General features: G+C 38.3%; 14 protein-coding genes and 1 other annotated feature. All 14 genes read left to right on the top strand.

Translation table 11 applies throughout. The features are described 5' to 3' along the window. The first annotated feature begins 14 nt into the window (after positions 1–14). The 14 genes from mutM (at position 15) to rplT (ending at position 13,929) form a co-directional block, all read left to right on the top strand. Positions 15–842: a DNA-formamidopyrimidine glycosylase gene (gene mutM / locus J2S74_RS11890; RefSeq protein ID WP_307325876.1), complete on the top strand. Its 828-nt coding sequence runs from the start codon at positions 15–17 to the stop codon at positions 840–842. Between the two features lie 129 nt (positions 843–971). Further along, positions 972–1,622, top strand: coding sequence for a sporulation membrane protein YtaF (ytaF, locus tag J2S74_RS11895; RefSeq protein WP_307325879.1), 651 nt, complete (start codon positions 972–974; stop codon positions 1,620–1,622). Positions 1,623–1,658: 36 nt separating this feature from the next. Continuing rightward, entirely contained in the window at positions 1,659–2,264 is a 606-nt protein-coding gene (coaE, locus tag J2S74_RS11900) for a dephospho-CoA kinase (protein ID WP_307325881.1), read from the top strand. A 156-nt stretch (positions 2,265–2,420) separates the two neighbouring features. Beyond that, positions 2,421–3,461 (top strand): glyceraldehyde-3-phosphate dehydrogenase, encoded by a 1,041-nt coding sequence (locus J2S74_RS11905; protein ID WP_307325885.1) that lies wholly within the window; start codon positions 2,421–2,423, stop codon positions 3,459–3,461. Positions 3,462–3,686: 225 nt separating this feature from the next. Then, entirely contained in the window at positions 3,687–4,109 is a 423-nt protein-coding gene (locus J2S74_RS11910) for a DUF1499 domain-containing protein (RefSeq protein ID WP_307325887.1), read from the top strand. A 16-nt stretch (positions 4,110–4,125) separates the two neighbouring features. Beyond that, positions 4,126–4,593 (top strand): transcriptional regulator NrdR, encoded by a 468-nt coding sequence (gene nrdR / locus J2S74_RS11915; protein ID WP_307325889.1) that lies wholly within the window; start codon positions 4,126–4,128, stop codon positions 4,591–4,593. 69 nt (positions 4,594–4,662) lie between these two features. Beyond that, complete coding sequence (locus J2S74_RS11920) at positions 4,663–6,078, top strand: replication initiation and membrane attachment family protein (RefSeq protein WP_307325890.1); 1,416 nt, start codon at positions 4,663–4,665, stop codon at positions 6,076–6,078. A 3-nt stretch (positions 6,079–6,081) separates the two neighbouring features. After that, a complete protein-coding gene (dnaI, locus tag J2S74_RS11925; RefSeq protein WP_307325894.1) occupies positions 6,082–7,014 on the top strand; it encodes a primosomal protein DnaI in 933 nt (310 codons plus the stop codon). 92 nt (positions 7,015–7,106) lie between these two features. Beyond that, positions 7,107–8,216, top strand: a complete 1,110-nt coding sequence (mqnC, locus tag J2S74_RS11930) for a cyclic dehypoxanthinyl futalosine synthase (RefSeq protein WP_307325897.1) — start codon at positions 7,107–7,109, stop codon at positions 8,214–8,216. Between the two features lie 248 nt (positions 8,217–8,464). After that, a complete protein-coding gene (locus tag J2S74_RS11935; protein ID WP_307325899.1) occupies positions 8,465–9,340 on the top strand; it encodes a putative sporulation protein YtxC in 876 nt (291 codons plus the stop codon). A 592-nt stretch (positions 9,341–9,932) separates the two neighbouring features. After that, positions 9,933–11,876, top strand: coding sequence for a threonine--tRNA ligase (thrS, locus tag J2S74_RS11940; protein WP_307325901.1), 1,944 nt, complete (start codon positions 9,933–9,935; stop codon positions 11,874–11,876). A gap of 584 nt (positions 11,877–12,460) precedes the next feature. Next, positions 12,461–12,586, top strand: a sequence feature (ribosomal protein L20 leader region). Positions 12,587–12,695: 109 nt separating this feature from the next. After that, complete coding sequence (gene infC / locus J2S74_RS11945; protein WP_307325903.1) at positions 12,696–13,199, top strand: translation initiation factor IF-3; 504 nt, start codon at positions 12,696–12,698, stop codon at positions 13,197–13,199. A gap of 112 nt (positions 13,200–13,311) precedes the next feature. Beyond that, the gene (rpmI, locus tag J2S74_RS11950; RefSeq protein WP_307325906.1) at positions 13,312–13,500 is read left to right on the top strand and encodes a 50S ribosomal protein L35; all 189 of its coding nucleotides are present in this window, start codon (positions 13,312–13,314) and stop codon (positions 13,498–13,500) included. 72 nt (positions 13,501–13,572) lie between these two features. After that, positions 13,573–13,929 carry a 50S ribosomal protein L20 gene (rplT, locus tag J2S74_RS11955; protein ID WP_307325908.1) on the top strand — a complete coding sequence of 119 codons (357 nt, stop codon included), beginning with the start codon at positions 13,573–13,575 and terminating at the stop codon, positions 13,927–13,929. Positions 13,930–14,195: the final 266 nt, after the last annotated feature.

The following is a 14,195-nucleotide window of genomic DNA, read 5'->3' on the forward strand; positions in this document are numbered from 1 at the left end:
AAGTAGGTGACAGTATGCCTGAACTGCCAGAAGTTGAAACAGTGAGACGTACCCTCTTAGAACTTATAAAGGGAGAAAAAATAGAAAAGGTTATTGTAACTTGGCCAAAGATGATTAAATTTCCAGATGATGTGGAGGAATTTAAGCTTAGACTTATTGGCCAAAGATTTAATGATATTCTAAGAAGGGGAAAGTTTCTCGTTTTTATACTGGATGAAGATACTCTTGTTTCCCATTTACGTATGGAAGGTAGATACGGACTATTTTCAGGGGAGGAATCCCCTGAAAAACATACACACGTGAGGTTCTTTTTAGAAGGAAACAAAGAATTAAGGTATAGGGACGTGCGAAAATTTGGAACCATGCATTTATTTCCTAAGGGGGAGGAAGAACGACATTTACCTTTATCCCAATTAGGGGTGGAGCCATTTTCTAAAGACTTTACCCCTAAGTTGTTAAATCATCTGCTAAAGAAAACAACAAGGAAAATAAAACCTGCACTCCTAGATCAGACATTAGTAGTAGGTCTTGGGAATATATATGTTGATGAGGCCTTATTCCGAGCAAGAATTCATCCGGAAAAAAGAAGTGATAAATTAACTTTTAAAGAAACGGAACGGCTTCATGAAAGTATAATTAAAACCTTAGGGGAAGCCGTCGAAATGGGTGGTTCATCCATTAAATCCTATGTTAATGGTCAAGGGGAAATGGGGATGTTCCAGCAAACTTTATTTGTTTATGGGAGACAAGGAGAGTATTGTAAGGTATGCAATACCCCGATAGTACGATCAGTTGTAGGAGGGCGAGGAACACATACTTGCAGTTCCTGCCAGAAGAGATAAGGATTGATGACAGTGTAAATAAATCAATTATAAAAAAAATGGGCTTTTCACCAGAAATTCACGTACGTTGGAAAGGCTGCTTCCATATACTATCGTATCAATGTCAAGTGTTGGAAGGAGATCATCAATATGGTGGAACTGGCATCACTGTTACTTCTGGCATTCGCAGTTAGTATGGATAGCTTTGGTGTAGGTTTAACGTACGGTTTAAGAAAAATGAAGCTGCCCTTTTTATCTTTATTACTAATTGCCAGCTTTTCTGCAGTAACAATCCTAATTGCCATGGGACTCGGTGGATTGATCCAACAACTTATTTCACCAGCTTTAGCAGAATCATTAGGTGGAATTATTCTTATTGGTATTGGTATATGGGCCATTTATCAAATTTACAGACCAGCTAATAATGATCATAAAGGGAAGAAAGAAAACAGTAATGAAAAAGAGACAATAATAAATTTGGAAATTAAAAGGCTAGGGATTGTAATTAAAGTATTGAGAAAACCCATGTATGCTGACTTAGATAATTCCGGTACAATCAATGGAAGGGAAGCTTTTTTACTTGGATTAGCATTATCCTTAGATGCATTTGGAGCCGGAATAGGAGCAGCACTAATCGGTTTTTCCCCATGGATAATGGCTATTACTGTAGGAATTATGTGTGGGGTATGTCTCACTTTAGGTATGAAAAGCGGCTGGCTTTTTTCGGAAACGAAGTGGGTTAAACGTTTTTCTTTTATCCCAGGGTTATTACTCATATTAATCGGGGTGTGGTCATTGTAACCACACCTCAATGCTTTATCAGAAAGGGGAAAATAAATGATAGTTGGATTAACTGGTGGTATTGCAAGTGGGAAATCAACAGTTGCAAAAATGTTGAATGATTATGGTTTACCCATCGTTGATGCAGATGTTATCGCCCGTAAAGTTGTGGAACCTAGGGAGATAGCCTATAAAAAAATTGTACAAGCCTTCGGAGAAGAAATATTACAGGAGAATAATAAATATATTGACCGAAAAAAGCTTGGGGTGATTGTTTTTCAAGACGAAGAAAAAAGGCTTTTGTTAAATAGCATTGTTCATCCAGCAATCAGAGAAGAAATGAAGAGGGAAACGGAAAATTATTTTAAGAAAGGGCACGAAACAGTTGTAATGGACATCCCCCTATTGGTGGAAAGTAACTTAATGCATATGGTAGATAAAGTACTTCTTGTCTATGTTTCTCCATCCATACAGGAGAAGCGTCTCATGAAGCGGGATAATTTTACCTTAGAGGAAGCAAGACAAAGGATAGAAGCACAAATGCCCATTGATAAAAAGAAAGAATTTGCAACTGAAATTATTTATAATGAAGGGTATTTGGAAGAAACAAAAGAACAGCTTGAGCACGTATTAAGTAAATGGGGTATCAAAATAAACCATTAAAGATGAATTTCGTCTTTAATGGTTTTTATTCTACCTAATTCAAATAAGGTCTTAGTATTTCGGAAATTTTTCGTTCCCTAATGCATAATATATGTTATACTAAATAACAGAAATTAAACAATATAGTATAACATAAATTCCGGAAGGGGAATGAATATGACTAAGGTAGCTATTAATGGTTTCGGGAGAATAGGGCGAATGGTTTTCAGGAAGTTAATGATGGACCCCACAATAGAGGTAACAGCAATAAATGCAAGTTATCCAGCTAAAACCCTAGCACATTTAATTAAGTATGACACAATTCATGGACCCTTTTATGGAGAGGTAGATGCAAGGGATGACCACCTCATTGTTAATGGGAGTAAAATCAAATTATTCCAACAAAGAGATCCAAGACTCTTACCCTGGGAAAAGGAAGGGATAGATATTGTGGTAGAAGCTACTGGGAAGTTTAAGACAGGAGAATTAGCAGCTTACCATCTTGAAGCAGGGGCAAAAAAGGTTGTAATTACAGCTCCAGGAAAAGAAGAAGATATAACGATTGTTTATGGTGTTAATGAAGGAGATTATAATCCGGAGAAACATCATATTCTTTCCAATGCATCCTGTACAACGAATTGTCTTGCTCCAGTTGCCTTTATTTTAGATAAGCATTTTGGTATCGAATCAGGTATGATGACTACCGTTCATTCTTATACGAATGATCAAAAGAATATAGATAACCCACATAAAGATTTACGGCGGGCAAGGGCTTGCGGGCAATCGATTATTCCAACCACTACAGGAGCAGCGAAAGCAATTTCCAAAGTATTACCTAACCTTAATGGAAAACTAAATGGCTTAGCATTAAGGGTTCCAACCCCAAATGTTTCATTAGTGGACTTAGTGATCGATGTAAAAAAAGAAGTTACTGTGGAGGAAGTGAATAAAATTTTGAAGGATGCAGCGGACAATATGTTACCAGGAATTTTAGCCTACACGGAAGAGCCACTGGTATCTACGGATTTTAACGGGAATGAACATTCTTCTATTATAGATGGCTTATCTACAATGGTAATAAATAAGAGGAAAATAAAAGTATTAGCTTGGTATGATAATGAATGGGGATATTCCTGCAGGGTTGCTGATCTTGTCCGTCTTGTTGCAGAAAAACTAACGAATAAATCCTCAATACAAGAATCTTCCTATTCCTATTAAAAAGTATAGAAATGTACTAAAATTAACTAGAGAATATCTTAAAAGGTAAAAAGTGACCTTTTAAGATATTCTCTTTTCTATAGAGCATGTTCAAAAGTTTGTTTCAAAAAGTAAAACAAAACTTTTTGAACAGACTCTTATACAAAAAAACTTAGAATTTCCAATTGTTTCGATTGAACTGGCTCTTATTTCTTGCTATTCTAATAAGGATAAGGTGGGATGAAAATGGGATTATGGGAAAGAATAAAAAGATTTTTTAGTACGCATACGGAAACAAGAGAAAAACATGTGGATGAAAAACTTAGAACGCACTACTATAAGTCCACAAAAGACAAAGTAATACAAGATATTCAAGCATTGTTGGGGCAACAGTCAGGTTTTACCATTTCCTCCATTAATGAGGAGCATGGAGAAATTATTGTTAATGTAAAAAAGGGTAAGAAAGCCTTTATGGTTATAACAGTAATTATGGTTAGACCGTTTAGAACAGCGATAGATATTTCTGTTAACACGGAAACAATCCTCTTTTCCGACTTTGGTTACAGCAGAAAATTAATCTATCATCTGTACGGAGAAATAAACAAGCGATTACAATTTGTTGGGACAGGATTAGGGGATGAACTAACATCTTCCGGCAACTACCGTTAAATGGAGATGATCGTACATGATATGTCCAAGTTGTCAGTATAATGGAACAAGGGTATTAGATTCAAGACCGAGTGATGAAGGTCGCTCTATTCGCCGCCGACGTGAATGTGAAAAATGCAGTTACCGTTTCACAACCTTTGAACGTGTTGAAAAAACGCCCCTTATTGTCGTAAAAAAAGGTGGTAATCGGGAAGAATTCAGTAGAGAAAAGGTTTTACGTGGGCTAATAAGAGCTTGTGAAAAACGTCCTGTCCCTTTAGAGAAGTTAGAAATTATCGTAGAAGATGTGGAAAAGGCAATCAGGAACCAAGGTGTATCCGAGGTGATGAGTCACGACATTGGCGAGCAAGTTATGGAACGTTTAGCAACATTAGATGATGTGGCCTATGTCCGATTTGCATCTGTATACAGACAATTTAAGGACATAAATGTCTTTGTTGATGAGCTTAAGGAATTATTAGATCGAGGAAATAATAATAAGTAGCTTAAGGTTAGTATGGGGCGATTTCGCTCCATTTTTTCTCTATTGCAGAAAAGTAAAGGGTGATATGTATTGCATTGGAAAGAAATCCTGCCATCAGATCGATTTATAGCATATGTGAATACTCCTATTCATGAAACGGATTTTGATGTGCTAACCTTACTATACCAACCATTAATTGGAGCCTCAGCATATAGTTTATATATGACATTAAAGAGCGATATTAGTCGAAATAAAGGAAAGTACATTGAAAGAACGCATAAATCTTTAATGATCTTTACCGGGAAACATTTAGATGAAATTTTTCAAGAAAGAAAAAAATTGGAAGCGATTGGGTTATTAAAGGTATTTAGGAAAAAGCAGGAGGATGAGTATATACATTATTATGAACTCTTGCCACCAATGTCACCAGAAGCATTTTTTACAGATGATATGCTTAGTGTCTTTTTATATAATCGAATAGGTAGTAAAGAACAGTATATACAGCTTCGAAATACATTTAGAGTATACCCTGTGGAGAAGAAGGATCTTGAAAATATTACCCGTTCATTTGATCAAGTCTTTACTTCTGTACATCCGTCAGAAATGAATAGGGAGCATCCAGATTTATTGGAGGCTGTTGCCTATGAACATTCATTGGAGAGTCGTGGGGATTCTTCATCTATTTATGAGGTAGAAGGGGTTAATTTTGATTTTGAAGAGATGCTTGCGTTGCTGCCTGCTTTTGTATCCAAAGAAGAACTGTTAAAAGAAGATAATAAGCAGCTCATTCTAAAAATGGCATTTTTATATAAAATGAATCCCATGGAAATGAGTAAAGTTGTTCAGGATTCCATCCTTCACACTGATGAGCTTGAACGAGAAGAATTTAGAAAGCAGGTAAAACGACGCTATCGAATGAATGAATCGGACAAGCCACCACGCTTAGGGTTACGGGTTCAACCTGAATCGTTACGTACCCCTAAAAAAGCCCCATTAACGGAGGAAGAACAACAAATTCATTATTTTGAAACAACCTCTCCTATCGAATATATGGAGGAATTGGGGAATGGTGCGAAAGTTTACCCAGGGGATATTGATATCGTAGAACAACTCATGTTTGACTATAAGCTTGAGCCAGGGGTAGTAAATGTTTTATTAGAATATATCTTTATTATGCACGATAAGAAACTTAATAAAAACCTAGCATTTAAGATTGCTAGCCACTGGAGCCGAGCGAACTTAAAAACAGTGAAGGAAGCAATGGAATTTGCTAGGAAGGAATATGACAAGAATGATTCCTATCGAAAAAAACAGGAATTAAACAAAGGGACGAAATCTTCTTCTTCAAACGTACCAATGAAAAATGTTCGTCAGGAGCCTTTACCAAAATGGATGACAGATGAAACATGGAACGAAGAGAAAGAAAATCCTGATGAATGGATGGAAGCGAAGAAGAAGGTTGCCCAATATAGAGAGATGTTAAGAAAGACGAAGAGGGAGGGGTAAGCGTTGGAATCCATTGAACGGGCGTTAAGGAGCTTCCAGGATACAAGGCTGGGAAATCGTTTTGAACAACTATCAAAGGATATTTTGGCCAATCCCCGTATTCAACGTTTTATTGGAGAGTACTCTATTACAAATGAACAGGTTCAAAGAGGCCTAAATGATCTCTTTCAATACAAAAAACAATGGGAGAATTGCGATAATTGTCCTGGTCTTCAAGCATGCCCTAATCTTATGAAAGGGTACCAGCCAAGGCTGTCCCTTTATCGCCAAGATATACATTTGGAATATCAAAAGTGTTCCTTAAAGAGAAAAGAAGATGATCGAAAAAAGCAGGCATCCTTAATAAAAAGTTTATATATCCCTAAGGAAATGACCCACGCTACTTTTGACGATGTTCATGAAGATAATCCTTCAAGAACAATGGCAGTAGCAAAGGCTATGGAGTTTATTGTCAATGTTGCCCCTGGTGAAAATGGAAGGGGACTATATGTATATGGCCCATTTGGTGTTGGAAAGACCTTTCTTATGGGTGCCATAGCCAATGAGTTGGCTGATCGACAAGTGAACACCATGATTGTTTACGCCCCTGATTTTTTCAGAGAATTAAAGAATGGAATAGGGGACGGGTCTTATCAGGAAAAATTGGATGAAGTAAAGAAATCTCCAGTACTAATATTAGATGATATTGGTGCAGAAACCATGTCTAACTGGGTTCGTGATGATATTCTTGGTGCCCTCCTTCAATTTAGAATGATGGAGAAGTTACCTACGCTTTTCACCTCTAATTTTGATTTAGATGAGTTAGAGTATCACTTGTCTTACACACAAAGAGGCGGAGTGGAAAAGATGGACCAATTGAAGGCTAAGCGGATCATGGAGAGAATTCGTCACCTAAATGATGTAATTGATATGAAGGGTGAAAATAAACGGGGATAGGTTTGTTAATATTTCTACAAAGTTTTTTCCAACTTAATATGTTACGATAGAGTTAATAATTTTTAATAGCTTTTGAGAATGGGGGATATACAATGAGCGTTGATCAAATTCTCGATCGGGCCCTTAACGGAGAACGGATATCCGTGGAGGATGCTATTCGTTTATATGAAAGTGATGAAATTGAAAAAATGGGTGCTGTTGCTAATGAAATTATGAAAAAGTGGCATCCCGATCCAGTTACAACCTTCGTAATCGGACGTAATGTAAACTACACAAACTTCTGTGATGTATATTGTCGTTTTTGTGCATTCTATCGCCCACCTGGCCATAAGGATGGTTATGTACTAGAAAACGAACAAGTATTCCAAAAAATTCAAGAAACTATTGATATTGGTGGGACTGAAATTCTTATGCAAGGTGGAACGAATCCAGACCTTCCATTCAGCTATTATACAGATTTACTTAAGGAAATAAAAAAACGTTTCCCTGGAATTACGATGCATTCCTTCTCTCCAGCAGAAATTTATAAAATGGTGGAGGTATCGGGGTTGTCGTTAGAAGAGGTATGTCGTCAGCTACATGAGGCGGGGTTAGACTCATTGCCTGGTGGAGGAGCGGAAATCCTTGATAACCGTACGAGAAGACGCATTAGTCGTCTAAAGGGTACATGGGAAGAATGGATTGAATGTATGAAAACAGCGAAAAAAGTGGGGATGCACGGTACAGCAACAATGGTTATTGGGTTTGGGGAAACCTTTGAAGAAAGGGCACTCCATTTAAAACGTGTTCGTGATGCACAAGATGAAGCTGAATGCTTCTTAGCATTTATTTCATGGTTATTCCAGCCAGATAATACAAATATGAAGGGAGAAAAATTAACTCCTGAAGATTATTTAAAGAATGTTGCCATCTCACGTATTTTCTTAGATAATATTCCAAACTTCCAATCCTCTTGGGTAACAATGGGACCGGAAATCGGAAAAAAATCACTTTCCTTCGGCTGTAACGATTTCGGTAGCACGATGATTGAAGAAAATGTAGTATCGGCTGCAGGGGCTACTCATAAGGTTAATACGAATTTAATCCTAAAGCTTATTCGAGAAGCTGGAAAGGTTCCCGCTCAACGGGATACGAGGTACAACATCCTCCGTACTTTTGAAGGAAAAGAAACTGCTGAAAAGGACTTTGTAATGCAGAACTAAATAAAATTTATTGTTATTTACATTTACTTGAGGGTTGCTGAAAAGGTTAGTAACATACCTTTTCGGCAACCCTCTTTTTTTGTTTTTTTTCAACTATATTTTTCATTTTCTTAAACGTGAATCATAATTGGACACGACCCCCATATATATGTAATAGATGTTTGCAAAAAGAGAGTTGAAACCACCTAGAAATGAAACTCGCATGACTCTCAACTCGATTCGATTTGCACGATTGGGAGGGGCTGCCGTTGTTAACTATTCAGTTTAAGGATTCGTCTTTATGTGAAGCCTTCTATCATCAATTGCTGCACTCATTAGATACATATGGTGGTGGAGAAAATGGTATTGTTATAGAAAAGATAGAAAATTACACCAACCTTTGTATAAACTTTTCTGTCATACATGGAAAAGAAAAGTTGAATAGGCGAAAAATGGTTGCCACCATTTTGACAAATGTAACCATTAAAGAATTTTTGCCTATTTGGTTAAATGAGTGGATTTGTGATAGGTTTCATTTTGAGGACCCGTATGAAATTGAAGCTATTACGGAACATGCTAGAGAAATATTTTTTAATACGAAACATGATGTTCCATTGAAAACAACCTTTGTTTCTTGGCAAAGGGATATGTTTTCCCTTTATGATCAATTTATTAAAGAAGCAATGCGTTTTTCATTTGATTCCTTTGTCAGGTTTAGATTAAGGAAACTTAAATACAGACTGGTTGAGGTGGTCGAAAAAGCAATTGATGAATATAAGCTTGAGCATGATTATCAAGTAATGATTAATACTTGCCGAGATTATTTGAAGAATCATTCTCCGCGAATTCATACTATTCATTTATATCTTAATCAAGAGATCAATATGGTTGACCAGAATGGGCAAAAGGTTCCCACACAACAAATTCGCAGATGGTTAACCCATGATCTTTCTTTTGAAGATCCATTACCGATTTCGCAGCGTGTAATCGGTCCGCTAGTAAGTATAGCTCCAAAGAAGTTGGTTATATATCCGAATGTAAATATGCATGAGGGCTTGCTGCATACCATTTTATCTATTTTTGAGGAGAGGGTGGAACTTCAAAAGGAACAGAAAGCAAAATTGATACCAACATTTTTGAATTAATTTTTAATAGACTCTGTTAAAGGAGAATGTTGATTTTTTAACATTGTTGATTGAAGCGTTGCCTGCGGAACCAGGGTGACATTACGCCGTTGCCCACAAGGGGAACCGAAGACGCTTCCTCGAGTAGTTTGCGTTGGGCTGCCTTTAGTCGTAATTGGAGCGCAACCAATATCAAAGTTTAACAGAGACTTATAATAAAAAGTATTACATCGATTAATTTCTTTTTCACTGGTACTTGATTTTCTTAATGGAGCTTATTATAATACTATCCATAAGGAAATGAAGGAAACAGTGATGATGAGGACATGAGTGTTTTCAACCGACTATCAGAGAGGGAAGCCTTGGCTGGAAGCTTCTTAGTACGAGAATTCACTTACCACCTCTAAACTTCAGTACGGAATAAGGAATGAGCTCCTTTACTATGTACTGACGGACTCCCCGTTATGGAGAAATGAAGCTATTTAGAGATGCTTCTGTTTTTATACAGTTGCGTTTTCTGTGTAGAAAATAGGGTGGAACCACGTGTAACACACTCGTCCCTTGTATCGAGGGATGGGTGTTTTTTATTTTGTTTAAAAAAGGAGTGTTGAAAATGGCAGAAGTAGCAGAAAAAATCGTTTTAACTTTCCCTGATGGAGCAAAGAAGGAGTTTGATAAAGGAACTACCACAGAAGAAATCGCCGCCTCCATTTCTTCTGGATTAAAGAAGAATGCTTTGGCAGGTAAAATTAACGGTGAATTCGTTGATTTACGCAGCCCTGTTCAAGAGGACGGAGATATAGAAATCATTACGTACGATTCCCAGGAGGGATTGGAAATTTTACGCCATAGTACTGCTCATTTATTAGCGCAGGCAGTAAAGCGTCTTTATGATGATGTAAAGCTTGGGGTAGGTCCTGTGATCGAGGGTGGATTCTATTATGATATTGATATGCCACATACATTGTCATCAGATGATCTTGAAAAAATCGAAAAGGAAATGAAGAAAATTTCCGATGAAAATCTTGAAATCCGCCGTGTGGAAGTAAGTAGAGAAACAGCAATGGAGCGGTACAAGGAAATCGGTGACGATCTAAAACTAGAGCTTTTAGAGGATATTCCAGAAGGGGAGACAATTAGCATTTACGAGCAAGGGGAATTTTTTGACCTTTGTCGTGGTGTTCATATCCCTTCCACAAGCAAAATCAGAAAGTTTAAGCTTATGACTGTAAATGGAGCTTACTGGAGAGGCGACAGCAAAAATAAAATGCTGCAGCGTATATATGGAACTGCTTTCCCTAAGCAATCTCAATTAGATGAACATTTACGACTCCTTGAAGAAGCGAAGGAGCGGGATCACCGTAAGCTTGGTAAAGAACTTGGAATCTTCACTATAAATCAAAAGGTAGGGCAAGGTCTTCCATTATGGCTTCCAAAGGGTGCAACAATCCGACGTACAATTGAACGTTACATCGTAGATTTAGAAGAACGCTTAGGCTATGATCACGTGTATACACCAGTACTTGGTAGTGTGGAGCTTTATAAAACATCTGGTCACTGGGATCATTACCATGAAGACATGTTCCCTGCCATGGGGATGGACAATGAAGACCTAGTTCTTCGTCCAATGAACTGCCCGCACCATATGATGATCTATAAAAACCAGCTACACAGCTACCGGAACCTGCCAGTTCGAATTGCGGAGCTTGGCTTAATGCACCGTCACGAAATGTCTGGTGCCCTTGCTGGACTTCAACGAGTACGTGCTATGACATTGAATGATGCACATATTTTCTGTCGCCCAGATCAATTAAAGGAAGAGTTCATCCGCGTGGTGGAATTGATTCAAGCGGTGTATAAAGATTTCGGAATTAACGATTACTATTTCCGCCTTTCTTACCGTGATCCTGAGGACAAGGAAAAGTACGTAGATAATGATGAAATGTGGAATAAAGCACAGGCAATGCTGAAAGAAGCTATGGAAGACATGAATGTAGATTATGTGGAAGCAGAAGGGGAAGCAGCCTTTTACGGACCGAAGCTAGACGTTCAAGTGAAAACTGCTTTAGGTAAAGATGAAACTCTATCAACTGTTCAACTGGACTTCCACTTACCAAATCGTTTTGAACTTACGTACGTTGGAGAAGATGGGAAAGAACACCGTCCAGTAGTCATCCACCGTGGAGTTGTTTCCACAATGGAAAGATTTGTGGCCTTCTTAATCGAAGAATATAAGGGAGCTTTCCCAACATGGTTAGCACCGGTTCAGGTGCAGGCTATCCCAGTAAGTGACGTTCATATGGACTACGTAAGAAAAGTAGAAGATGCCTTAAAGCAAGCAGGAGTACGTGTAAATGTGGATGTGCGGGATGAGAAGTTAGGCTACAAAATCCGTGAAGCACAAATGCAAAAAATCCCATACATTCTTGTATTAGGGGACAAAGAAATTGAATCCAGCAGTGTTAACGTACGTCGTTACGGTCAAAAGGAAACAACTGTAGTAGGACTAGAAGAGTTTATTCAAAACATAAAAACAGAAATAGCAGAAAGAAAATAATTTTTTCCTCTATGCAAATTAAAATTGGCACCATGGAGTATCCCAAAGGAACAACGTTCATTGAAAAAAAGAGCGAAGGTCCGCGAGAAACCGACTGTCTCTTCTTCTACAAGTGTATGCTTCGTAGCATATCCGTCGAGACAACTCGAAGCGTATTCGTGATGTAAACGCTCGTTCCTGTGGGAGTGTGATTAAGCAGAGACCCCGCAACGACGAAGTGAGGCCACTGAAAAAGGATGTTTTTCCCTTTTCAGTGGCCTCGAAGCAATCAGCGAAGCCGTTGCAAGTTTTTTAAAACCTGCTATGAGTGGTTTTTCATAGCAGGCGCGCCCGCGGAACCAGGACGGTGACATGACGCCGTTGCCCATGAAACGCTTCCGCGAGTAGTTTGCGTCGAGTAATCGTAGACGCAGGACGTGGGCTACCTTTAGGTGTAATTGTCTGCCTGTAGCGTATCCAAGCCATTTTATAATCTCACAATACAATAATCTTTTAAAATAACAGTATTTTTTAAAAAACATCATTCTTATTTGACAGAAGACAATCCATATGTTAAAGTAATTCGAGTGAACACAAATAGGAAACAAAGCAAGAAGAAGCGCCCGCTTCTCACCTGATCGACGCAAGAGCAGTTGACAGGTTACGACGTAGTGATTTAAACACGTATGTAGAAGTGTGGGCCAAGTATGCACCCACGCTTTTTTGTATGTAAACAACAGTCCACCTTATCAAAGGTTGGGAGAGAGTTCGAAGGTGTAAAGATCACGTCTTGCTTTGATCCCCAAAAATTTATGGAGGTGGCTCAACATTAGTAAGGATATGATCATTAATGACGCTATTCGCGCTCGAGAAGTGCGCTTGGTCGGTGCAAACGGTGACCAAATTGGAGTTAAAACGAAGCAGGAAGCATTAGAAATGGCGCAAAATGCTAACCTTGACCTTGTAATGGTAGCTCCAAATGCTAAACCACCAGTATGTAGGATCATGGATTACGGAAAATTCCGTTATGAGCAACAAAAGAAAGACAAAGAAGCTCGTAAAAAGCAAAAGGTTATTAATGTAAAAGAAGTACGATTAAGTCCAACTATTGAAGAGCATGACTTCAACACGAAACTTCGTAACGCTCGAAAGTTTCTAACAAAAGGCGATAAGGTAAAAGCAGCTATTCGCTTCCGTGGCCGTGCTATAACACACTCTGAAATTGGAAGAGTTGTATTAGAGAAACTAGCTAAGGAATGTGAAGATATCGCAACTGTCGAGCAAAAACCGAAGATGGAAGGTCGAAGCATGTTTCTTGTTCTAGCCCCAAAGGCTGAAAAATAAACAGACTAAATTAGCAACCCATTCATTAAAGACAACAACATTTCTGATTGACCAAGACAAAGACAAATTTTAAGACAACGAATAGAATACGCAGATAGGGAGGAAACCCAAGATGCCAAAAATGAAAACACACAAAGGCGCTGCAAAGCGTTTCAAAAAGACAGGAAGCGGCAAATTGAAGCGTGCCCATGCATATACTAGTCACTTAGCTGCAAACAAATCTCAAAAGCAAAAGAGAAAGCTTCGTAAAGGTGCATTAGTTAGCAAGAGTGACCAAAAGCGCATCGGACAAATGATTTAATACAAGTTTGTATGAATGACCAAAATTAACCATCAAGACTACGAATGAATTGATATAGAAGGAGGGATTACGATGGCAAGAGTAAAAGGCGGTTATGTTGCACGTCGTCGTCGTAAAAAAGTTTTAAAACTTGCAAAAGGTTATGTAGGATCTAAACATAGATTATTTAAATCAGCACAAGTACAGGTGATGAAATCTTTACTATATGCTTACCGTGACCGTAGACAGAAAAAACGTGATTTCCGTAAATTATGGATTGCACGAATTAATGCGGCTGCACGTCTGAACGGTCTTTCTTACAACCGTTTCATGCACGGTTTAAAGCAATCAGGTATTGAAATGAACCGTAAAATGTTAGCAGACATTGCAATTCATGACGAAAAAGCATTCACTGAATTAGCAGAAAAAGCAAAAGCAGGATTAAAATAAATCAACTTAAAGAGGGTGAATCAAAAGGTATGTTTTAACCATTTGATTCACCCTTTTTACTTAGGCTGTTTTCATAAACTTTGTTGCTTTTTTAAGAGTTGGAGAAGCGTAAGGCGACGAGCAAATGAAGTGGCGCAGGAGCACTCATTACCTGCGACGAGCAAACGAAGAGGCGCAGGAGCACTCATTACCTGCGACGAGCAAACGAAGAGGCGCAGGAGCACTCATTACCTGCGACGAGCAAACGAAGAGGCGCAGGAGCACTC

Source organism: Evansella vedderi, from assembly GCF_030813435.1.
Classification (GTDB): Bacteria; Bacillota; Bacilli; order Bacillales; family Salisediminibacteriaceae; genus Evansella; species Evansella vedderi.